The 21324-nt window shown below is 71.1% G+C and carries 19 protein-coding genes and 2 pseudogenes; 10 read left to right on the top strand and 11 right to left on the bottom strand.

Annotation, left to right across the window (positions count from 1 at the left end):
* Positions 1-71: 71 nt before the first annotated feature.
* The 5 genes and pseudogenes from ACZ6KO_RS21360 to ACZ6KO_RS21340 all read left to right on the top strand — a co-directional run bounded on the left by ACZ6KO_RS21360 (position 72) and on the right by ACZ6KO_RS21340 (position 6508).
* On the top strand, positions 72-902 hold the full coding sequence (locus ACZ6KO_RS21360; RefSeq protein WP_469305562.1) for a PP2C family protein-serine/threonine phosphatase: 831 nt from the start codon (positions 72-74) through the stop codon (positions 900-902).
* 86 nt (positions 903-988) lie between these two features.
* A complete protein-coding gene (locus tag ACZ6KO_RS21355) occupies positions 989-1996 on the top strand; it encodes an MASE1 domain-containing protein (RefSeq protein ID WP_469305561.1) in 1008 nt (335 codons plus the stop codon).
* Between the two features lie 100 nt (positions 1997-2096).
* Entirely contained in the window at positions 2097-4529 is a 2433-nt protein-coding gene (locus tag ACZ6KO_RS21350) for a SpoIIE family protein phosphatase (RefSeq protein ID WP_469305560.1), read from the top strand.
* Positions 4530-4668: 139 nt separating this feature from the next.
* Positions 4669-5477, top strand: a pseudogene (locus ACZ6KO_RS21345) (LysR family transcriptional regulator).
* A complete protein-coding gene (locus tag ACZ6KO_RS21340) occupies positions 5450-6508 on the top strand; it encodes a Kelch repeat-containing protein (RefSeq protein WP_469305559.1) in 1059 nt (352 codons plus the stop codon). The pseudogene ACZ6KO_RS21345 and the gene ACZ6KO_RS21340 overlap by 28 nt, the downstream one beginning before the upstream one ends.
* A gap of 135 nt (positions 6509-6643) precedes the next feature.
* Here the strand turns inward: ACZ6KO_RS21340 and ACZ6KO_RS21335 are convergent, their stop codons facing one another.
* Genes ACZ6KO_RS21335 through ACZ6KO_RS21315 form a run of 5 tightly spaced genes read right to left on the bottom strand, consistent with a single transcriptional unit; the run spans position 6644 to position 9478 of the window.
* Positions 6644-7762, bottom strand: coding sequence for a bifunctional class I SAM-dependent methyltransferase/NUDIX hydrolase (locus ACZ6KO_RS21335; protein ID WP_469305558.1), 1119 nt, complete (start codon positions 7760-7762; stop codon positions 6644-6646).
* Positions 7763-7794: 32 nt separating this feature from the next.
* Positions 7795-8184, bottom strand: a complete 390-nt coding sequence (locus ACZ6KO_RS21330) for a M15 family metallopeptidase domain-containing protein (protein WP_469305557.1) — start codon at positions 8182-8184, stop codon at positions 7795-7797.
* Complete coding sequence (locus ACZ6KO_RS21325; RefSeq protein ID WP_469305556.1) at positions 8184-8687, bottom strand: NUDIX domain-containing protein; 504 nt, start codon at positions 8685-8687, stop codon at positions 8184-8186. The genes ACZ6KO_RS21330 and ACZ6KO_RS21325 overlap by 1 nt, the downstream gene beginning before the upstream one ends.
* Positions 8684-9040, bottom strand: coding sequence for a GNAT family N-acetyltransferase (locus ACZ6KO_RS21320; protein WP_469305555.1), 357 nt, complete (start codon positions 9038-9040; stop codon positions 8684-8686). The genes ACZ6KO_RS21325 and ACZ6KO_RS21320 overlap by 4 nt, the downstream gene beginning before the upstream one ends.
* A gap of 45 nt (positions 9041-9085) precedes the next feature.
* Positions 9086-9478: a hypothetical protein gene (locus ACZ6KO_RS21315; protein WP_469305554.1), complete on the bottom strand. Its 393-nt coding sequence runs from the start codon at positions 9476-9478 to the stop codon at positions 9086-9088.
* A 162-nt stretch (positions 9479-9640) separates the two neighbouring features.
* Between ACZ6KO_RS21315 and ACZ6KO_RS21310 the strand changes: the two genes are divergently transcribed.
* Complete coding sequence (locus ACZ6KO_RS21310; RefSeq protein ID WP_469305553.1) at positions 9641-10162, top strand: NUDIX domain-containing protein; 522 nt, start codon at positions 9641-9643, stop codon at positions 10160-10162.
* 201 nt (positions 10163-10363) lie between these two features.
* Here ACZ6KO_RS21310 and ACZ6KO_RS21305 read toward each other — a convergent pair whose 3' ends face one another.
* A complete protein-coding gene (locus ACZ6KO_RS21305; RefSeq protein WP_469305552.1) occupies positions 10364-11713 on the bottom strand; it encodes an MFS transporter in 1350 nt (449 codons plus the stop codon).
* Positions 11714-12107: 394 nt separating this feature from the next.
* Entirely contained in the window at positions 12108-14123 is a 2016-nt protein-coding gene (locus tag ACZ6KO_RS21300) for an ABC transporter ATP-binding protein (RefSeq protein ID WP_469305551.1), read from the bottom strand.
* Positions 14124-15274: 1151 nt separating this feature from the next.
* Here ACZ6KO_RS21300 and ACZ6KO_RS21295 point away from each other — a divergent pair.
* The 3 genes from ACZ6KO_RS21295 (at position 15275) to ACZ6KO_RS21285 (ending at position 18060) form a co-directional block, all read left to right on the top strand.
* Positions 15275-15550, top strand: coding sequence for a hypothetical protein (locus tag ACZ6KO_RS21295; RefSeq protein WP_469305550.1), 276 nt, complete (start codon positions 15275-15277; stop codon positions 15548-15550).
* Between the two features lie 232 nt (positions 15551-15782).
* Positions 15783-15989 (top strand): hypothetical protein, encoded by a 207-nt coding sequence (locus ACZ6KO_RS21290; protein WP_469305549.1) that lies wholly within the window; start codon positions 15783-15785, stop codon positions 15987-15989.
* Between the two features lie 598 nt (positions 15990-16587).
* Positions 16588-18060, top strand: coding sequence for a sialidase family protein (locus ACZ6KO_RS21285; RefSeq protein ID WP_469305548.1), 1473 nt, complete (start codon positions 16588-16590; stop codon positions 18058-18060).
* A gap of 100 nt (positions 18061-18160) precedes the next feature.
* Here ACZ6KO_RS21285 and ACZ6KO_RS21280 read toward each other — a convergent pair whose 3' ends face one another.
* The 3 genes from ACZ6KO_RS21280 to ACZ6KO_RS21270 form a co-directional block, all read right to left on the bottom strand.
* On the bottom strand, positions 18161-18358 hold the full coding sequence (locus ACZ6KO_RS21280; protein ID WP_469305547.1) for a hypothetical protein: 198 nt from the start codon (positions 18356-18358) through the stop codon (positions 18161-18163).
* Between the two features lie 469 nt (positions 18359-18827).
* On the bottom strand, positions 18828-19007 hold the full coding sequence (locus ACZ6KO_RS21275; RefSeq protein ID WP_469305546.1) for a hypothetical protein: 180 nt from the start codon (positions 19005-19007) through the stop codon (positions 18828-18830).
* Positions 19000-19176 (bottom strand): hypothetical protein, encoded by a 177-nt coding sequence (locus tag ACZ6KO_RS21270; RefSeq protein ID WP_469305545.1) that lies wholly within the window; start codon positions 19174-19176, stop codon positions 19000-19002. The genes ACZ6KO_RS21275 and ACZ6KO_RS21270 overlap by 8 nt, the downstream gene beginning before the upstream one ends.
* Positions 19177-19224: 48 nt before the next feature.
* Here ACZ6KO_RS21270 and ACZ6KO_RS21265 point away from each other — a divergent pair.
* Positions 19225-19728: pseudogene (locus ACZ6KO_RS21265) on the top strand (MMPL family transporter); the annotation flags it as partial.
* 180 nt (positions 19729-19908) lie between these two features.
* Here the strand turns inward: ACZ6KO_RS21265 and ACZ6KO_RS21260 are convergent.
* A complete protein-coding gene (locus tag ACZ6KO_RS21260; RefSeq protein ID WP_469305544.1) occupies positions 19909-21114 on the bottom strand; it encodes a cytochrome P450 in 1206 nt (401 codons plus the stop codon).
* Positions 21115-21324 lie beyond the last annotated feature (210 nt).

Genomic DNA, 21324 nt, shown 5'->3' with positions numbered 1-21324 from the left:
ACCCGACGGGTGGCGTGCCGCAGCGGCGGCTAGGGTGAGGTGAGAAGGCGGTGGGAGAGCCAGGAGCCGTGATGCGCGGACACCGTCCCGAGCCGTCCGACAATGCCGAGGAACTTCTGGTCGCACTCGGGCAGCTCGTCGACCAGGCCCTGGAACGGGTCGAGTACCAGCGGGCAAGGGTCGAGCTGGCCATGGCTCTCCAGCGCCATATGCTCCCGCCCGGGCTGCCGGAACTGCCCGGGCTGCACATGGCCGCCCGGTACGCGCCGTCACGAGGCGGTCTGGACGTGGGCGGCGACTGGTACGACGCCTTCGTCATGCATGACGGGTCACTGGCGCTCACGGTCGGTGATGTACAGGGCCATGACGTGGAGGCCACCGCCTTCATGGGGCAGGTGCGTACGAGCCTGCGCGCCCTCGCCCAGGCGACGACCGACACCCGCGAGGTGCTGGGCCGCGCCAACGATCTGCTGATCGCCATGGGGGGCGGCCTCTTCGCGACGTGCTGTTTCCTCCGTTTCGACCCCGTCAGCCGCGATCTGACGGACTCCAGAGCCGGTCATGTCCCGATGGTCTGGGCCACGGCCGCCGGCCGATGCGGCACAGCACTCGACCGTGGCGGACCTCCGCTCGGCATCGTGACCGGTCAGCGATATCCGGTGACCCACCGGCGGCTGACCGAGGCAGGGGTCCTCGTGCTGCTCACCGACGGAGTGGTGGAGGGCCCGCACTACCCGATGGAATCCGGTCTGGCCGAGGTGGTCGAACTGGCGCGCGCGGGGGTCGACGCGGATCCCGAGGTGCTGGCCTCCGACGTCGTCCACGTGGCCGACCTGACGGGACACCGCGACGATGCCGCGGTCCTCGTCCTCCGCTACGACGGGCCGGACGAGCCGGCCTGACCGATGGGCGTCGCGTCGCCGGGGCCGCCGGGGCCGCCGGGGCCGCCGGAGTCGCCGGTGGCGGGATCCGCGTGCAGACTGCTGTCGTGCGCAGCGCGGAGATGGGTCGTCACGGGTCCATCGCTCTGCGCATCCTCGCCGTCGCCGCCGTCTACTACGGAGCCGCACGGGTCGGCCTTCTGCTGCAGCTGGTGCGTGACCAGGTCACCCCGTTGTGGCCGCCGACGGGCGTCGCGCTGGCCGGGCTGCTCCTGCTGGGGATGCGCGTCTGGCCGGGCATCGCACTGGGCGCGTTCTTCGTCAATGTGGTCCTCGGGCCGTCGTTGATCTCCGTACTGGCCATCACCGCGGGCAATACGCTGGCGCCGGTCTGCGCCTGTCTGATGCTGCGCAGAGCCGGGTTCAGAAACGAGCTGGACCGCCTGCGGGACGTACTGGCGCTGGTCTTCCTCGGCGCGCTCGTCGGGATGGTGATCAGTTCGACCATCGGCAGCGGCGTACTGGTCCTGTCCGGAGCCGTGGACGCGGGCGACTTCTGGCCGACGTGGTCGGTGTGGTGGACCGGGGACGCGATGGGCATCCTCGTCGTCACACCCTTCCTGCTCGTCCTGCGCAAGGCCCGGTGGCCGTCGCGGGCCGGGCCCGGCCGATGGTTCGAGGCGGTGGCGCTGGCGCTCGGCACCGTCTCCGTCACGCTCCTGGTGACGCGCACGCCCGACTCGAACCTGCTCTTCCTCGTCTCGCCGTTCCTGATCTGGGCGGCCTTCCGCTTCCGGCTGCCCGGCGCGGCGCCGTGCGCGCTCGCGGTGTCGACGCTCGCGATTCTGGCCGCCGCCGCCGACCGAGGCCCCTTCGCCGGCGAGGACGTCTTCGCCGACATGGTCACGCTCCAGGCCTTCAACGGCACGACGGCGCTGACGGCCCTCCTCCTCGCGGCCGTCATCACCGAACGTGACAAGACATATGAGGAGATCAAACGGGTCTGCGTGCGGCTCACGGAGATGGTGGCCCGGATGGAGCCGCGGCCCGGGTCGTACGAAGACCCGCCCGAGGATCAGCCCCCGCCCCCGCCCCCGCCCCCGCGCGCGGGATGAACGTCGCCAGGCGTTCCGACTCGCCCGGACGGTCCCGGGCGGGACAGCATGGAGAGAGAGCGGGTGGGCGGGATGTCTCCGGAAGGAGGCGATACAGACGGTGACCGGAGATGGCTTCGCGTTCTGCGGCGCTGAGCTTGCCGCTGTCTATGTGGTCGCCGACCAGGGCCGGGAGCTCCATCTGGCCGAGCTGACCGGAAACCGCGGCGTTCTCTACGGACTGCCCGCGGTCCTGGCCGTGAGCGGCCATTCGCCCGCCGCCAATGCCTTCCGCTCCGGCCGCCCGCTGTGGCTGACCCCCAAGGAACTCGCCACGTTCATCGAGGAGGATCCCCACCACGTCCCCACCCGGGTCCGGGACGGTGACCCCCACTCGCCGGCCACGATCTCGCTGGGCGCGCTGCCCCTGGGACACGGCGACCAGGAGCTCGGGTGCCTGATCGTGGCCGGGGAGGTCCGGGACGGCTTCAGCGCCGACGACCGCAGCCTTCTGGAGCTCTACGCCGATCAGGTCGCCGCCGGACTCGAGTCGGTCGCCGCCCGCTCCGCAGGTCGCAAAGCCCCGCAGGTGCACCTGGCACAGCCCCTGGTGCCGCACCAAGGCGGCGCCTTCATCCTGGAACTGAGCACCGGCCGCATGGAGGCACACGCGCATGTGCTGGAACTGCTCGGTCTGCCCCCCGAGCAGTTCGACGGGCAGGTGGAGACGCTGCTCGCCCGTGCCGTCCCCGACGACATGCCCGCGCTGATGGCGATCGTGGAGCCGGACCGGCTGGCCGGCGACGGGCAGCAGCTGGCGTTCCGTATCCGCCGCCCGAACGGTGAGCTGCGCTGGCTGGGGCTGCGCTGCCGCGTGGAGGTGGACTCCGACGGCACGCCGCGGCGCGTCCTGGGCGTCGTGGCCGATGCGGCCTATCTGCGGCCCAGTGCCGATGAGGTCTCCCTCGTGCAGAGGCTGTCGGCCACGCTGGTGGGAGCGGGGACCGTCCGGGAGGTCAGCCGACTGGTGGTCGCCGCGCTGCGCGAGCCGCTGGGCGCCTCCCGGATCGCGGTCGGTGAACTGGAGCCGGAGCGGCTCATCGTCACCGCCCTCGACCCGCCGGAGCCCGATGCCTGGCCCGAGGTCTGGCGCTCGGACTGGCGGTCCGAGTGGCCCGACGTGTCGCTCGGCGATCTGCCCACGCTGCAGAGCGCGCTGCGCGAGGGGCATATGAGCCTGTGGCCGCCGGGCGCGCCTCTCGAGCGCGGTCTGCTGGGCGTCGGGCCCGGGGGGCTCGCGGTGCTGCCGCTGCCCGCCGAGGGCAGGATGGTGGGAGTGTGCCTGGTGGGGTGGGACGCCGAGCACCGGTTCGGACCGGAGGAGCGGTCGCTGCTGACCGCGACCGCGGGGCTGGTGGGGCAGGCGCTGGTGCGCGCCCACGCGCTGGACGCGGCCCACGAACTCGCCACCATGCTCCAGCGCAGTCTGCTGCCCCGTAAGCTCCCGGAGCTGCCGGGCGGGATCGCCGTCGCCCGCTATCTTCCCGCGACGGCGGGACTCGAGGTCGGCGGCGACTGGTACGACGTCATTCCGCTCAGCGGCGGTCACGTGGCGTTCGTCATCGGGGACGTGCAGGGGCACAGCACGGGAGCGGCCACCATCATGGGCCAGATACGTACGGCGGTCAGGGCCTACGCGGTGGAGGGCCATCCGGCCGATGTGGTGGTCGCGCGGGCCAACCGGCTCCTCGTCGGCATGGAGACCGATCTCTTCGCCACCTGCGCGTACGTGGACCTGGACATGGAGGAGGGCATCGCCAAGGTCGTACGGGCGGGCCATCTGCCGCCGATACTGCGCCATCCCGACGGCGTCACCGAGGAGATGGCCGTCGAGGGCGGGCCTCCCCTGGGCGTGCTCGCGGAAGCCGAATTCCCCATGACCGAGGCGGGGCTGCTCCCCGGAACCCTGCTCGCTCTGCTGACGGACGGCCTGGTCGAGTCCGCCAGGCTGCCCCTGGACGAGGGCATGCGGCGGGTGCGCGAGGTGCTCGCCGCGGCCAACCCGGTCGATGTGGGAGGGGTCGCCGACGAGCTGGTCGTCACCGTGGGCCGACGCGATGACGACGTGGCGTTGTTGTTGCTGCGCTACGACGGCGCACAGGACCGGCCGATGCGGAACCACTGGACGGTGTGGCGGCTGCCCGACGCGGTCATGCACGCCCGCCGCTTCACCGCGCGCACCCTGCGGTCCTGGGGACTGGTGGAGGAAGTCGACACGGCTCTGCTGGTCGTGTCCGAGCTGGTCACCAACGCCATCGCGCACACGCAGGGCGAGGTGGGGATGGACCTGACCCTTTCGGCGGACCGGCTGCGGATCGCCGTGAACGACGCCTCGCCGCGCAGCCCCGTCAAACCGGTCTCGGTGAGCTGGGAGTCGACCGGCGGCCGAGGGCTGCTCATCGTCGAGGCGATGACGATGGCCTGGGGCTCGGTCCCGCTCAGCGGCGGCAAACAGGTGTGGGCCGAGATCCCCTGGCACCGCACGAACGGCTGATGGGCGGTCAATGGCGGGTCGGGAAGCCCAGGAGGGCGGCGCTCACCTCCTGCGGGTGAGTGAGCAGACCCCCGTGCGCGGCGCCGGCTCCAGGCAGGCCTTGGCCAGGCCGGATACCGTACGGGTACCGTCAACGGCCGTGGAGCTGCGCACCCTTCGCTATTTCGTGGCCGTGGCCGAGGAACTCCACTTCGGCCGGGCGCCGCGCGGCTGAGCATGAGCCAGCCTCCCCTGAGCAGGGCGATCAAGCAGCTGGAGGCCGACCTCGGTACCTCTCTGCTCGAACGTTCCCCCGCAGGAGTCACGCTCACCCCGCCCGGCGCGGTGCTCCTGAACGAGGCACGCACCCTGCTCGACCGCGCCGATCAGGTGCGGGTGCGGGTCGCCGCGGCCGCCGGTACCTCCGTCCTGACGGTCGGCATGCTGGGTGACGGCACCGACCGGGGTGCCCAGCGGCTGGCCGCCGCGTACCGGCGCCGGCACCCGGAGGTCGAGGTCCGCATCCGCGAGACCGACCTCACCGACCCGACCTGCGGACTGCGCGCCGGACTGGTCGACGTCGCCCTGACCCGCGCACCGTTCGACGAGACCGGCCTGACCGTGCGCGAACTGCGCGCCGACCCGGTGGGCGCGGTGCTGCGCGCCGACGACCCGCTGGCCCGACACGACCACCTGGAACTGGCCGACCTTGCGGGGCGGCGCTGGTTCCAGTTCCCGGACGGCACCGACCCGTACTGGCGGTCGTACTGGAACGGCGGTGAACCGCGCCAGGGCCCCGTCGTCCGGGGCGTTGCGGAGTGTGTGCAGGCCGTGCTGTGGAACGGCACGGTCGGCATGACTCCGCTCGGGCACGACCTGTCCGAGGAACTGGCCGTCGTCCCGCTGACCGACATGGCGCCGAGCCGCGTGGTGGTCGTGTCATGCCTCTTTCGCGACGAAGCGCCCTGAGCGCGCTGGTGGGACTGTCGATCACCGCCGTCGGTCCGGCCCCGCCCCGCGGCAGCGCCCAGGCCATGGAGTCCGCTGCCGGCGACCGTGCCCAGTGGCGGGCCAGGACCCCGATGCCGCAGGCCCGCGCCGAAGTCGGGGCCGCCACGCTCGACGGCCGCCTGTATGTCGTCGGCGGCACCCTCCAACGGGACAACGCGGCACCGGTGTGGGCATCGGACGTGGTCACCAGCTACGACCCGCGCATGGACCGGTGGTCGTCACACGCACCCCTGCCCCGCCCGCTCACCCGCGTCGGGGTGGCCGCCCTCGACGGAAGGCTGTACGCCTTCGGTGGGTTCACCGACGCGGTGCACCTGAACCCGCAGCCGGTGGCCTACGTCTACCACCCGGCCAGAGACAGATGGAGCCGGCTGCCCGACATGCCCCACAAGCTCGGATCGGTCGCCGTCGCCGCCGTGGACGGCAAGCTCCACGTCATCGGCGGGCGGGAATCGACGTCGGTCGTCACGATTCCGGATCCCCCGATCTCCTTGGGGTTCGGCACGGTGAACAGGCACCTCGTGTACGACCCGCGACGGCGTCGATGGTCCGGCGCGCAGCCGCTGCCCGGCGAGCCTCGCGATCACGCAGGCATCGCGGTCCTCGGCTGCGACATCCACGTGTTCGGCGGCAGGGTGGCCGACGTGACCGACAACCTGGCCCGCCACGACGTCTACCACCCCCGCACGGGCCGCTGGAGCACGGCGGCGCCGCTTCCGGCACCCCGGTCGGCCGGGGCCGCGGTCGTCCTCGACGGCCGGATCGTCTACGCCGGCGGCGAATGCGGCTCCGGCGGGACCACCTTCGGCGACGTGACCGTCTACGACCCGCAGTCCGACGACTGGTCCGCCACAAGCCCTCTGCCCCGGAACCGGCACGGATTCGGCGCCGGCGCGGTGCACGGCCGCGCCTACTTCGCCGCAGGCGCCCCCACCTGCGGCGGCGGCGCCTCCAAGGACACACTGGAGCTGTATCCGAGGACACGCTGACAGTCCTGAAGGCTGACTCGGGGCATGGACGCTTCCCTGATCGGCCGTGAGCCTGCCCTGAGAACGCTCGCGGAGTCCCTGGCGGACATCCCCGCGTCGGCGGGGCTGTGATGGTGTCGGGCAATCCCGGATCAGCTACTCGCGGAGCCGGACCGCCGCGGTCGGCTCGCCGAAGGTCAGTGGCACGTGGCCGGCGGGCCTGGGGGTGTGGTGTGCGGGCGGGACCTCGGGCAGCAGGCCCGGGCACGCGACGTTCAGGGCCTGCGCGGAGGCTGTGAACAACGGCTGTGGCAGACGGCGCAGGTCGGAGGGGGTGTGCCATTCCCAGCGGCTGATCAGCTCGGGTTCCTGCGCCGTGGGCTGGCCGGTGTAGTCGGTGATGCGGGCGATTTCGGTGATGCGGGTGAAGCCGTGGGTGGAGTCGCACAGCGTCCCCAGCAGGAGCACGTCCTCCGGCCGGGCGTGCAGATCTGCCTCTTCGGCGAGTTCGCGTACCGCGGTGGCCTCGAACGCCTCGCCCGGCTCGACCTTCCCGGCCGGGAGCTCCCACATGGCGTGGGAGCCGTTCCAGCCGAGGAGGACCTGCCCGCGGTCGTTGGTGACGACGACCGCTACACCGGCCATCGCGGCCGGCTTCGGAGCCCGCTTCTCGCTGTAGGTGACCGGGTCGGTCCTGGGCCCCCGCAGCAGCAGGACGGTGGAGTCGTCGGCCTCGATGCGCTCGACGTGCTGCCAGCCGTCAGCGAGGAGATCGATCTCGGCGTCGTCCAGGCAGATCCCGCGCTGCTCCTGCGGGTGCAGGTCGGCGTGCGGGGTGATCACACACAGTGTGCCGTCCTCGTCGAGCAGGGCAGCGAGTTCGGAGACCGTGCGGGTGCGGTCGGGCAGGTGGGCCAGGGCCCGGCGCATGGTGATGACCCGGTATAAGGGGCCGGCGACCGGGACGAGTGCGGTGATGCCCTCGCTGGTGATGTCGATCCGGTGGTAGGCGATCGCGTCGGACGGAGCGGCGGGGGCCCGCTCGATGGCGGACTCGGCCCAGTCCACCCCGTCGACCCGGTACCCGGCCGCGGCGAGGAGGCGGGCGAGCTCTCCGGTCCCGCAGGCCACGTCCAAGGCTCGGGCACCCTGGGCGTCCTCCGCCAGGGCCAGGTGCTCGGCGAGCACGGTCTTCTCGGCGACGGTCAGCGGGCGGAAGTCCCCGCCGCCCTCGTAGTGGGCGTGCCAGTCCAGCGCGGTGTACGTGGTGCTCATGGCGGTGTGGGCTCCCTGTTCGTCGGGGTTGCTCAGGACAGGTCGGAGGCTGCTGGGGCGCTGTGCGGGGCGGTCTCCGGCGGAGACACGTACCGGCTCGCCTGCGCCCGCAGCTCCTCCGCGGACCAGCCCGGATGCGCGGCACGCAGCTCGGCCGCGTTCTCCTCGAAGTACCGCTGCTGCCGCGCGGGCGGCCGGAATCCCTCGACGACGAGCAGGCGCGGGCCGTCGGGCAGAAGCGACTGCGCGTTCAGAAGCCGGTCGAGGACGCCGGAGCGGAGGTGGGCGAAGGCGTATGCGGGATCGGAGCGGCGGTCGTCGAGGAGGAGCTGGCCGCCGGCGCGGACGTCGGCGAGGGGCTGGCCGTTGTCGGCGACGGGGGTCGCGGCGACCCGCGGGTCGGACATCAAGACGATGCGCATCAGGCCTCCCAGTCCCACGTGTCGAAGTACGCCGGAATCCCGGTGTGGCGGGCGGCCATCACGGCTTCGAGCCGTGCGTGGTCCCGTCCCGGCATCAGCTCCTGCCACGTGGGCACGGTCAGGGCACGGACCTGGTCGTGCTCGTCCGGGTCCAGCACGATCCCGGCGAGCTGCCCGGCGGAGAGCCGGCCGCCGTCGAATACGAACCCGACGGCGGCGAGCGGCCAGTCCTTGCCGGGTAGCCCGAACACCGTGGCCAGGAGCTTCGGGGGTCCCGCCACGTGGAGTCCGGTCTCCTCCCGGCACTCGCGTACGGCGGTCTCCCAGGGCCGTTCGCCGGCCTCGGCGATGCCGCCGGGCCACTGCCAGGGGTGGGCGCTGGAGTAGGTGGCGCGCAGCTGGACGGGCCGGTCGTCCTGATCGGTGAAGAACACCGCGCCGAAGACCGTCGCCTTCGGCAGTGTCGCGGCGAACTCCTCCGGCGGAAGCCACTTCCTGCTCACGATGCGGTCCCTTCGGCGGGGAAGCGGGTCATGCGCATGAGCGCGGGGTCGGCCGTGAAGCCGAGCCCCTGGTACAGCGGGGCGGATCCGGCACTGGCGTACAGCTCGTAGACGGTGACTCCGTCGCGCTCCAGGTGGTCGAGGAGGGCGGCGAGCGCGGCCCGGGCGTGGCCGCGGCGCCGGTGGGCGGGGTCGGTGGCCACCGCGTCACCGCCCTCGCGGAGGCGTAACGCGAGCTGGTCGGCGCCGATGGCCAGCCAGGCTGGGTCGAGGGGTTCGCTGAGGATGTTCTCCGACCTCAGGCGGGCGATCTCCGCGGCACCCGCGGGGGTGGCCAAGCGGGGTTCGGACACGGAACTTCCTTTCTCGAAGGGCAGGTGGAGACGGAGGGTGACAGGTCACGCGTGTCGGGCGGCGTGGAGGACGATGCGGTACTGCAGGTCCCCGTGGGTGGGCACGAGCACCGGCTTCGGCAGGTCCGCGTAGGTGCCGGCCAAGGCGAGGAGCAGGGCCTCATCTCCTTCGGCCAGGTAGGGGCGGGCGCCTTCGAGATGGCGTTTGATCTTGTCGGCGGCCGTCGCGGACTCGGCGGACTCGGCGGGCTGCTCGGGCGCGCTGCTGTGGAGGGTGCGGAGGAGACGGCCCAGATCGTGCCGGCCGCCCCGTGCCTCGTCGGCAGCGGGGAGGACCATGCCGTGCAGCGGACGTCCGGCCAGCGCGGTGACGACCATGGCCTGCCCCTCGGTGTCGGCAGCGATGAGCCGGGGAGCCCTGTGCCCGAGCGCAGGCACCCACGACCGGTACGCGGCGACTTCCCGCTCGTGGAACTTCAGCGAGTTTACCGACCTGCGCGGCGTTCGGATCGTCCGTGACCTGCTCCTGAGCGTCGCGTAGGAGTCCGGGACGTTGTCCAGCGCCGTCCCGGTGTCAGACCCCCGCCCTATGTTGTCCCGGTGATTCGTGACGCGTTTGACCACCGAGTGGTAGAGGCCGCAGCCGCTGATGTCCGACTGGCGAAAATGGAGTTCGACGGTGCTGGCCAGTGGCTGACTGCCCACGGCCAGGGACTCTCGGAGCCGCTTGCCGCAGAAGTGTGGGTCTTCGACGAGGATTTCGCTCGGGTGCTGCTGGTTCAGCACCGGTGGCGTGGTTGGGTTCCGCCGGGCGGGCGCGTTGAGCCCGGAGAAACACCCCGGGAAGGAGCACGCCGCGAGCTCTTCGAGGAGACCGGCGTCGAAGTGGAGCTGCTGCCCGAACCTGCCGCGGCGACGGTGCGTTCCTACCGCGCGGAGTGGCCAGCGACTCTTGGGCTGTCGTTCGTTGCGATTGCGAGTGCAGCAACGCCTTTGGTCACAGAGAGTGGACAGCCGGCGGCCTGGATGTCCCTGAACGAGGACTGGGCCAGCTACTTCCCCGAGGACGCTTCGCGGGTCCGTCAGCATGCGCGATGGCTGCGTGAAGTCTCCGGCCGCTGATACGAAGTGCCCGTCACTCGGTGGTCCTGGGGACGAGCTGGGCGTGGTGGTGAAGCTCGACAAGCTGGGCCTCCAGGTCGGCGATGCGTTTCTCGGCGAAGCGGTTGTTTGAGCGGGCTCCCTCAAGGCGTTCCTGGAGCGCGCAAAGCGAGCCTCACACGTAGGGGAGTGGGCGGGGCGAAGGCGGTGGAGGGGCGACGCTCACGGGTGTGGTTCTGGTGCGGTTGGTTCGGTGGGCGGGCGATCAGGCCCGACCGGGCAGGACGCCGAGGCCGGTGGAGCGGGAACCGGCATGGCGGTCAGGCGGCTGACGGGGGAGCGCCACAGCACCCCCACCGGCACGAGCAGCACCACCGTCCCGGCGACCAGCGCCGTACGGGCCCCGTACGCGGTGGCCACGGCGCCGGCGGCCAGAGCCGCGAACGGCTTGCTCCCGGAGACCAGCCAGGTGGAGGTCTGCTGCGCCCGCGCCTGCAGCTGCGGCGGGCAGACCTGCTGGCGCACCGACCTCTGGGTGGTACCCGCCACCGCGGCGGCGGCGAGCTGGAGACCGCCCGCCGCGGCGATGACCGCCAGCCAGCTCGGGCCGCGCCCGGCGATCAGCAGGGGTACGCCCGCCACCGGGCAGGTGGCGAAGCCGGCGAGCAGGGTGGGTCCGGGGCCGAAGCGGGCCACGATCCGCGGGGCCACCAGCGCCCCGGCGAGCGCGCCGGCGCCGGAGACCCCCATCACGATCCCCAGCCCGGTCGGCCCCGCCTCCAGCGAGGTCAGCAGGTAGTACGCGAACAGGGCGCCGGTCACGCCGACACCCACACCGGTGAGGGTCAGCGCCAGCACGAGATCCCGCACCAGCGGGGTACGGCCCGTATAGACCAAGCCCTCCCAGATCTCAGCGGCGAACCGACTCCTGCGCCGTGCCCTGGCGGCGACTTCCACCGGCCGGCCCGGTTCGGGAATTCGGGCCGCGCACCAGGCGGACACCAGATACGAGAGGACATCGAGCCAGAACGCCCTGGCTGCCTCTACGACGGCGACGACCGCAGTGCCCAGGTATGTCCCGGCGGTGTCGGCGGCCCCGAACGCGGCCCCGACGCGGGCGTTGGCCCGGTGGAGCTGGGCCGGTTCGACCAGCTGTGGAACGATCGCGATGGCCGCCGCCTGGTGCAGCACATTCACCGCACCCAGGACGAGCGCGACTCCGTACAGCACCGGCATCGACAGCACACCGGCCACCGCCGCCGCCGGGATGACCGCGACGGCTGCGGCGGCGGCAAGATCGGTGCCCACCATCAGGGACCGCTTTCCGTGCCGGTCGACGACGGCTCCGGCCGGCAGTGCCAGGAGGAACGTGGGCAGGTGGGCAAGGGAGGCCAGCAGTGCTGCCTGCCCTGCCGTCGCGTCCAGTTCGAGGACGGCGAGCGTCGGCAGGGCCACCAGGTGCACCGATGTCCCCACCAGCCCGGCGGCCTCTCCGCTCAGATACAGCCTGAACCCCGGCCCGAGCGCGGAAGCCTGCTGTCCGGCAGGAGGCTGGGGGACGGGGAGGGTCACCACAGGTCTGCTTCCGTCAGCAGTTGGCCTGCCGGCCTCGGCTCCGGGGTTGCCCGGCCGGTGAGGAGGTCACCAGGCACCGCGACGTAAGCGTTCAGACGAAGCGCCTCCCGCCAGGCCAAGACCTCCTGCCACCGTGCGCGGGCCCGGGCCAGGCATGTCCCGGTCCGGCCGGACGCGGTCTCGGGCAGGCACTCCCCGCCGGCCGAGGTCACCCGCCGGGGGAATCCGAAGTGGGCACGGTGGAGCGGATGATGACCATCGACGGGCAGCAGCGGTGCCTCGGGCACGGCGGGACGCGGAGAAGGCCCGGCCTGCCGGTCGGTCGCCGACCACCTCGGTGGGGATTCCGCCGCAAGAGCGTCGCTCACCCCAGGGTCCATGGCCGTAGCGGTCATGTGTGTTCCTCGGTGCGCAGGACGTCGTGGTCGCCGGCGGACTGGGCCGGGATCGTGGCATCGAAGGCGGCGGCTTGGACGAGATAGGCGTCGCGGAAGTCCCCGGTGCCCGTGGCGGGGTCCATCAGTTCCTCGAAGGTGCCCGACTCGGCGACCCGGCCGTCCTTGAGGACGTGGATGAGGTCCGCATGGCGCACCGAATGCAGCCTGTGGGTGATGAGCACGATCGTCTGCCCGGTGGTCGCGGCCAGAGCGCGGATCTGGTCGAAGACCCGCTGTTCCGCGACCGCGTCCAGGGCGCTGGTGGGTTCGTCCACGATGAGGATCTCGGCCTGCCGGTACTTGGCGCGCGCGATGCCGATGCGCTGCCATTGGCCGCCCGAGATCTGGTGCCCGCCGCGGTAGCCGCGTGCCAGGAGGGTGCCGAGGCCGCGCGGCAGGTCGTCGAGGACCTGGTCGGCCCCGGAGAAGCCGGCGGCCTCCTCGACCGCTCGGTCGTCGATGGCCTGGCCGGGCTGGCCGATTGCGACGTTCACCCGGAAGGTGAACGGCCAGTGGTGGAAGTCCTGCGACATCAGTGCGACACGACCGAAGACCTGGTCGCGGTCGGCGGCGCGTGCGTCGACCTCGTCCCACCAGATCGTGCCACCGCCCTCGTCCGGCAGGTACAGGCCGGCCAGCAGCCTGACCAGGGTGGACTTGCCGGAGCCGTTCTCGCCCACCAGCGCGGTGATCTTCCCTGCGGGGAACGACAGGCTCACGTCGTGCAGCGTGGGCTCCGGCTGGTCGCTGCCGCTGCCGCTGCCGGGGTAGGTGAAGGTGACCTTCTCGAAGCGGACCTCCCGCAACTGCTCGGGCAGCGGCTGCCCGCCCACGGGGATCGCCCGGGTCGTCGCCTCCCGGCACAGCCGCTCGAAGTCGGCAACGAACAGCGACTCCTGGTGCAGCTCGGTGATCTGCAGCACCAGGGTGTCCAGACTCGTCGCGCCGGTCCGGATGGCCAGGACGGCTGTGCCCGCGACCGCGAGGTCCATGGCCCCGCCCCACAGCAGCGCACCCAGGGCTCCGTACGTGAGGAGGGTGGCGATGCCGCCGGCGCCGTCGGCGACGAGCCCGATCCGCGCGGCCCGGCGGGCCAGTCGGGTCTGCTCGCGCTCGCTGGTCTCGGCCATGGTCCGGAAGTGCCCGAGCAGGAAGGGACCGACACCGTGGACGCGGACTTCCGCCGCCGCTTCCTTCTGGATCAGCAGCTGGCCGAGCAGATGGCCGGCCCGGGCGTGCTGGACGAAGGCGTGGAAGGAGACGTACTTCTGGCGGGAGATCATCAGCGAACTCCACGCACTCGGCAGCGTCATCAGGCCCAGCAGGGGCAACAGCACCGGGTGCAGGACGGTCAGCACGCCGGCCGCGGCGATCAACGACACCGCGGCGTTGAGGGTGTTCGTGCAGTAGCGGATCATGCGCCGGGCGGAGTCCGCCCCGTACCGGGCGGCATCGAGGAGCCGGTGGAACTCGTCGTCCTCGATCGCGGCGAGCTCCACGCGGTGTACCAGACCGAGGTACTGCTCGGTCGCCACCCGCTGCACCTTCGGCTCCAGCGTGCCCGTGGCCGCCGTCGACGCCGACCGCAGCAGGGAACCGACGAGCGCCGTGACGGCCACGACCGTGAGCGCGGGCACCGCCTGGACGAGGCGCTCGTTGGTACTGCCACTCGAGAGGATGTGCCCGAGCACGCTGTTGACTGCGACCAGGCCGACGGCCTGGGCGATGCCGCGGCCGACCTCCGCGGCCAGGACCACACGCAGGGCTCGGGCATCGGCCAGGTGGGCGAGCCGCAGGCCGGTTCCCACCAGGCGCGGCAGCTGCCGCGCCATCGTCGAGAGCCCGAGTTTGAGCCAGGCGCCCTCGTGCCGGTCCCAGCCGATGTCGTAGGCGAGCTCGCCGCCGAAGAGGAGCCGCTCGGAATCCGACACCCCCGCGGTGCCGGATCCCGCCGTGGAGTCCTTGCTCACGCGGCCCTCCCGGTATCCGGTCGCGCGTCGCGGCCACACGAGGGGCGGCCGTCAACACGGCGCCCGGCGGCCAGGCAGAGGCGGGGGCCGGACGCGGAATGTTCGAATGCGGCGGGGGCTGTGGCCTGGTTCGGCAGCGGATTCACGGGGTCCTCCGGATGGGCGCACGGCTGGTACTGGTGCTCTAAGAACGGCTCCCGATCGGGCCGGTCACGGTCGAATCGGGGTCGGATGGTGAACGAATGTTCCAGTTCGTCGTGTCGGGCTTGGCGTGCCTGTGGTGGCGGTGCTGAAACTCGCTCGAACAGAGTCCGGTCGCAGGGCGACCACGAAGATCTCGGTGCGCCGGCGTCGGTCGGTGGTGTGGGCCTTCAGGTCGGTGTCGTAGGGGGAGGGTGTGGGAGCCGTAGCGCGGCTGGCAACCACGTCGAGGCAGGCGCCTACGGCATCACGTGGGCACGGGCATGTGCGAAGGCCCTCCAAGGCCATGACCAGTCGTCACTTCTCGCCACGAGGCCATACGACCTTCGCCACACAGGCATCTCGTTCTGGCTGCACTCCGGCGTGGCCCCCGCGGAATGTGCCCGCCGAGCCGACCAGAGCATCCAGGTCTTGTTCCCGTACCAGCCCAGGTCAGGCGCCTCTTTTGGGTGCGCTGGAAGAAGCCCGGCTTCGTCGGGGAGTGGGACGCCAGCAGATTCTTCGTCTTCCGGCGGCACGGCAGTTACACCCACGCTGACCAGCGGAGACGGCAGCTGGCGTGGCTTTCTGGCGGGGGCTGGTCCGGAGAATGTGCAGTGGACAGACCGGGCGGAACGCGGGCCGTCCGATCCACCTGGTCGGCCGGACGGGCCGGCTGCCGCGCTTCGCGTCATCGCAGGTGCTCAGCGCGGCTCCCCGGATGCCCAGGACGGCCGGGGGAAAGGATGCGACGCTGGAGTGAGGGGCCCGCGAGTGGAGGTCCGGGGGCGTCTCATCCGGTCCGGGGCCCTCTCCTTCGGCCCGGCGACCATGTCCCGGTGCGGCTCGATGGATGCGACGCAGCGCCGACCGGGGCACCGCTCACCGAGCGTCGCCAGACGGCCTTACCACGTGGATCCGACCCGTCGGGACCAGGACCGCGCGACCAACCCGGAAGGCAGGTGCGTCCCATGCGCACGTCGACCCGTATCGCCGGTGCCCTCACCGGCCTGACGCTCACCCTCGGTGGTGCGGTCCTCGCCGCTCCCGCGGTCCGGGCGGACATCCCCGCCTGCACACAGATGGCCGAACTGGCCGGTGCCACCGATTCCGGCGCCGTCTCAGCGGCCTGTAGCCGTGGCGTGGTCGGAGACCTGCAGAGTTGTGTGACCGGGCTGACCGGGGCCGGAGTGGCGGGCGGGGCCGCGACCGGTGCCTGCCGGGCGGCGGCCCACGAACCGCGCTAGCGGACCGCGCGGGGCAGCCGCCCGCCGGCACCGGTCGGAGGCTAGGTACGGCCCGTCCCCTCCTGGTGACGTCATGCCTCTCCGCGCCCGGGCAGTTACCGCCCGGGCGCGGCGCCCAGCCTCGCCTCGCGGGCCCCATGCGGAGCGCCCATGCTGAATAAGAGGGCGCCGTCGTCTTGAGACTTGCCCTTCCTGAAGGCCCAACGAAGGCGCCTGAGAGGAGAAGGAAGTCATGCGCATGCGAAGAATCCTGGGTCTCGCCCTGGCCGCGGCGACCCTTGCCGGCATGAGCGCCGTCGGCGCCGTCAGCGCCGGGGCCGCCTCGTCTCCGAACATCTCCAGGGACGAATGCACGGCCGCCGGCGGACAGATCGTTTCACGCCCCTACTCCGGCGAGGCCTGCGCGCTGCCTGACGGGACCACGCAGCAGATCACTTGACCGATCGGCGCACGGCTGGGCAATCAGTCCGGCCGGTGCGCCCGGCGCGATGGGTATGGAGTGACGGCACCCGGTCCACCGTCGGGTGGACAGCCCGCGGCCGGCCTCGAGCCTGGATGCGCCTGGATGTGCCGACGGTGATGGAGCCTTCCTTCTGACCTTCTGACGCGGGCGATGATCGCGCCGCTGTCCGCATGGAGGTGGCCCTTTGCCGATGCCGCCCTGATTCATCCCCACCGTGGATGAGATCCAGCAGGTCACCCCGCTCCACCAACCCGTCTGAGAACCGGCCGACCCGCCGGCACCGCCAACCGGCGCGGCCCACGGCCCACTCCGGGGACCTGGGACCTGGAGACGGCGCCGTAACAGCACGACCAAGGAGCCGACCGGCACCGCACCCGCCGGTCGGCTCCGCCGTGCTCCTCGACGACCCCCGGGGACGACTCCGTCGTTCGGCCCATCAAGGGCAACGGCTGCAGCGCCGAAAAGGACCTAGCGGAGTCGCCCCGCCCTCGCGTTCCCGTACGCCTCCGCGCCCCAGGCCGCTCCGATGACGGCTGTCCCGTACCCCGGCCGAGAGGCCCGGAGGAGATCCCGCATGCGCGCCTTCCTGCCTCTGACCGCCGTCACCACCGCCGCGCTCCTGCTCGTCACGGTCACCGGCGCGACTCCCGCCGCAGCAGACCGGAACCCCGACGGCACACGACTGGTCAAGGTGTCCCAGGGCGACCCGTACGCGGACTGCACCATCGGCGCGCGATCCCCCGACAGCGTCGTCTATCCGGGCACCGAGGTCGAGCCGTACCTGTCCGTCGATCCGCGCGACCCGAAGCGCGTGGTCACCGTGTTCCAGCAGGACCGGTGGAACGACGGCGGCGCCCGTGGCCTGGTGGCCGCCTGGACCACGGACGGCCGCACCTTCCGCCGGAGCACGCTGCCGTTCAGCCTGTGCGCCCCGGGCGGCGCGGACTTCGAACGGGCCACCGACCCCTGGGTGAGCACCGGACCGGACGGCACCGTCTACGCCGGCGGGGAGGGCGTCGACTTCACGAGGAGCACGCGCAGCGCCCTCCTGGCCGCCACGTCCCGCGACGGCGGCCGTACCTGGCAGAACCTCACCACCACGCACGTCGACGAGCAGCCGTTCTTCAACGACAAGCCCTCCATCACCGCCGACCCGGTCCGCAAGGGCACCGCCTACCAGGTCTGGGACCGCCTCGACAACGACCCGCCCGGGCCCAGCTCCCTCGACGGTCCCGGATACATCTCCCTCACCCGCGACGGCGGCCGCACCTGGAGCGAGGCCCGGCCGTTCGTCGACACCAGCGCCGTACCCAACACACAGACCATCGGCCATGTGATCGTCGTCGACCCGCGCACCGGCACCCTGTACGACTTCTTCGACACGATCACCTACGCCGACGACCTGAGCACCGTCGTCGAAGCCCACTACGCGGTGGTCACCTCGACCGACGCCGGGGAGACCTGGAGCGCCCCGGTCACCGTGGCCCGGGACACGTCCGTACCGGAGGTCGACCCGAACGACCCCACCAAACTGCTGCGCGCCGGGGCCACCCTGCCGAGCCCGGCCGTCGACCCCGAGACAGGCACGCTGTACATGGCCTACGAGGGCTCGGACTTCTCCGGTGGAGAGTTCGACTCCGTCCAGCTCGTACGGTCCACCGACGGCGGACGCACCTGGGGGACGCCAAAGCTGATCAGCCCCAGGGGCGTTCCGGCCTTCTCACCCTCGATCGCGGTCACCGAGGGGGGCACGGTCGCGCTCACCTACTACGATCTGCGCTTCCTCGAGCCCGGCAACACCACAACCCTGCCCACCGCCTACCAACTGGTCACGCTGCAGCACGGAAACCCGAAGCTCCGGACCGAACGACGGATCTCGCGGGTCTTCGACTGGCTGCAGGCGCCGTTCGCCGGCGGCTACTTCCTCGGCGACTACCAGGGCCTGGTGGCAGACGGCAAGGGAGTACGGGCGGTGCTCACCAAGACCCACTCCGGCGCACCACAGAACCGTACGGACGTGTACACCAGCAGTCTCCGCACCCGCTGACCGACGCGGACGCACGCCGTAGGCCGACCCGGCCTTGCCGGGTCGCTGCGCTCCCGCGGTACCGCCCCGCAGCACGTGGCTGCGGGGCGCCTTGCGAGGGTCAGTCGATCTGCTGCCCGTCGTGCATACCGCCCTTGCACAAGTTGGCCGTCAGATCGGCCGTTCCGCCGCCCTGCTGGCATTCCGAAGGGGTGACGACGGCTGGGGCGCCCTGTGCGGTGGCGGCGCCTGTGAGGCCGACTCCGGCCGTGAGGGCTGCCGTGGCGATGACGGCGGCGAGGATTCGTCGAATGCGCATTGGTTTCCCTTTCACGGATTGCCGCGGTTGGGGCACTAGCCAGCTTGATCTTCGACCATGCGGGTGGCACGTCATGTTGCGCCATTCGGGTGATGGCGACCCGTTCAGGCGAGGCGGCTGCCGGGCAAAAGAGCCCAGGTCAGGCGCCTGTTCTCGTGCCTCTAGAAGAGGCCGAGCCGCTTCGGGGAGTACGACACCAGCATGTTCTTCGTCTGCTGGTAGTGGTCCAACATCATCTTGTGGGTCTCGCGGCCCACGCCCGACGGCTTGCAGCCGCCGAACGCCGCGTGTGCGGAGTTTGGTGAAAGTCCGTAGACGTCCTGCTCGACGGGGTAGCCGCGGAGTGAGGCAGCCGTTGGCGAGTGCCACGGCTGGGCTCGACAGCATGGTGCGGAGATCCGTCCAAACCGAGCTGTCGGGGGCCAGGGTTCTTGCGGGGTGTGTGTCGGGGTCATCCCGATGGCGCAGGTCACGGATCGTTCTGAGCTGCCTTGGACAGCGGGTTCCGGATGGCAATGGTGATCCGGGTCCAGGGGGTGCGCAGCGAGGTGGTACACCAGCACACGTGCATTCGGGTGATCCGTTTGATCCGCCAGTGTCCGTGTTGCAGAGCAGCGGTGCCGTGCACCGCGCCGGCGCCGTCACTCATCGCCCTGACGGTTCCCTTCCAGCAGGCCCAGTTCGGTCTCCCCGACGAGCGCGCCCTCCCGGCCCGCCTTGAGGCGCATGCCACGGGTGAGTACGTACGCCGCGACTTCCCCGCGCTTGCGGACCGGACGCTGGCGGTCCTGCTCCCCGGCACCGACCCCCTCACGCACGACACCGAACTCAGCCTCTACGCCCAACGCCTCGCCGATGTTCCCGGCGTGGCCACCGTGGAAGCGGCCACCGGCACGTTCTCACCCGGCGCCCCCTCCATTGGGCCCGCCACAGGCCGTCAGCGCTTCATCGCATCGGCCACCACATGGCTGACCGTCACCGGGCGCTCCTCGTTGGACACGGCCGGCACAGACGACCTCGTACAGCGCGTACGGCAGGTACCCGCACCTGGCTCCCACCTGGTCGGGGGCCTGCCCGCTCAATGCGAGGTCTTTCTGCTCTCACGGATCAAGGAGGAATACGTCCGTACCGGCGCGCACTCCCCGTCCATCGTTTTCGGAATTGCCCGCACCGGCCGCCTGGTCACCGCTGCCGCCCTCATCGTGGCCACCATGATGGGCGCGCTCGCCAGCTCTGGCGTCACCCCGCTGAAGGTCTTCGGCACAGGACTGGCCCTCGCCGTCCTCATCGACGCCACCCTCGTCCGCGGCGTTCTCGTCCCTTGCCTCATGCAACTCGCTGGCAAGGCCAACTGGTGGGCCCCCGCCTTTGTCTCCCGAGACCCGCCACGCGCTACGAGGCGGGACGCGTCACGCACACCACAAGACCGGCACCAGACTCCGACGAACTGGATAAACGTTGAGCTCAGAGTGCGGCGGCTGTTCGCAATGCCCCCTGGCCGCTGCCCGCGGACGTCTCCCGCCCAGGTGGATGCGGCCGCCCGGACGCGCTCACCAGGTGACAGGGAGCCGCTCGACCCGTCGGATCAGCGGTTCTGCACGCCAGGGCAGATCCTCTTCGGGCACCGCGAGCCTGAGCTGCGGAAACTTCTCCATCAGCACCGACAGCGCGGTGCGCACCTGAAGCCTGACCAGTGGCGCACCGACGCAGTGGTGCGGCCCGAAGCCGAAGCTCAGGTGGGGATTCTCTTTGCGTCCGATGTCGAATACTTCGGGTGTGGGGAAGACACTCGGGTCACGGTTGCCCGCGGCGAGAGCGGCCAAAACCGCCTCCCCCTTACGGACGACCGTACCGCCGACCTCGACGTCCTCCATGGCATAGCGAGCGAAAGTCGCGTGGGAGGGGAAGGGGGCGTACCGCAGAATCTCCTCTGCGGCGAGTGGGATGAGGTCCGGGTTCTCGCGGAGGGCGTTTGCCTGGTCCGGACGACTCAGCAGGGCGTAGAGGCCGTTGGAGAGCTGCGCCGAGGTGATGTCCGGTCCGGCGATCAAGAGTTGACCCAAATGCTCGATGAGCTCTTGATCAGTGAGATCGGGTAGACGCCGCGTCGCCTGTTCTGGTAGCCGCGCGATCTCGCACCCGGTGTCCTGGCCACGCCAGGCAGCGATGACCCTGACGATGTAGTCGAACATGTCCGTGGCGCGCGTCTGAATGTCCTCGGGAACCAGCGTGGTGTTGGTGAACGCCTCTGACCAGTGCAGGAAATCGGGCCGGTCGTCGGCGGGAATCCCGAGCAGGTCGTAGACCACGTGACTCGCGAAGGGTTTGACGAAATCGCCGACGAGGTCAGCGGGCGGTCCCTGGGCGGTCATTTCGGCAGCGAGCGCGGTGGCGTGTGCACGTACGCCGTGCCGCAGTTCTTCGAGGCGCTGCGGGGTGAAGGCCAGGGCCGCTGCAATGAAGTGCCGATGTCTTGTGTGCTCCGGCGGGTCCATGCCCAGCGTGCCGGTGCCGACCGGCGACGGAGTGAGGCGGGCCTCGTCCCGGCAGGTGGCCTCAGCCCGGCTGAAACGCACTTCGGCCAGCAGTGCTCGGATGTCCTCATGCCGAGTGGCGAGCCAAGCCGGGTCGCCGTGGGCAGGTTGAACCGGAGTCAGGGTCTGGCTCCTCCGGCATTCCTCATACTGAGGGTCGAGGTCGAGGCGGAACGGGACGGCGAACGGGTAGGAGAGACGGAGCCCACGGGAATCTGTCACATTCTACGTATCCACTTTCCTTCGGCAGTGTAAACAACTCGGGCGACTGAATTGTACGTACCACGGTTGACATTCACGCTTTCCGGATATTGGCATGAATGAATATTCGGAGAGCTCCGCGAGTACGTGTACGAGCTTCCCGTTTCGGCCGCCGAGGCAGAGGAGACGGGTCATCTCGGGACGGTGCTGCTGTGGTTGGCGGCAAGTCGA

It is taken from the genome of Streptomyces sp. NPDC042102, assembly GCF_055582305.1.
Note: the sequence above shows the minus strand (reverse complement) of the source record. Positions and strands in the feature narration are given on the sequence as shown.

Bases quoted from the DNA above. Each gene is read 5' to 3' on its own strand.
- ACZ6KO_RS21285 (WP_469305548.1), top strand. From the start codon at position 16,588: ATGCGCGCCTTCCTGCCTCTGACCGCCGTCACCACCGCCGCGCTCCTG.
- ACZ6KO_RS21335 (WP_469305558.1), bottom strand. From the start codon at position 7,762: ATGAGCACCACGTACACCGCGCTGGACTGGCACGCCCACTACGAGGGC.
- ACZ6KO_RS21280 (WP_469305547.1), bottom strand. From the start codon at position 18,358: ATGCGCATTCGACGAATCCTCGCCGCCGTCATCGCCACGGCAGCCCTC.
- ACZ6KO_RS21275 (WP_469305546.1), bottom strand. From the start codon at position 19,007: ATGAGTGACGGCGCCGGCGCGGTGCACGGCACCGCTGCTCTGCAACAC.
- ACZ6KO_RS21290 (WP_469305549.1), top strand. From the start codon at position 15,783: ATGCGCATGCGAAGAATCCTGGGTCTCGCCCTGGCCGCGGCGACCCTT.
- ACZ6KO_RS21360 (WP_469305562.1), top strand. From the start codon at position 72: ATGCGCGGACACCGTCCCGAGCCGTCCGACAATGCCGAGGAACTTCTG.
- ACZ6KO_RS21330 (WP_469305557.1), bottom strand. From the start codon at position 8,184: ATGCGCATCGTCTTGATGTCCGACCCGCGGGTCGCCGCGACCCCCGTC.
- ACZ6KO_RS21340 (WP_469305559.1), top strand. From the start codon at position 5,450: ATGCCTCTTTCGCGACGAAGCGCCCTGAGCGCGCTGGTGGGACTGTCG.
- ACZ6KO_RS21295 (WP_469305550.1), top strand. From the start codon at position 15,275: ATGCGCACGTCGACCCGTATCGCCGGTGCCCTCACCGGCCTGACGCTC.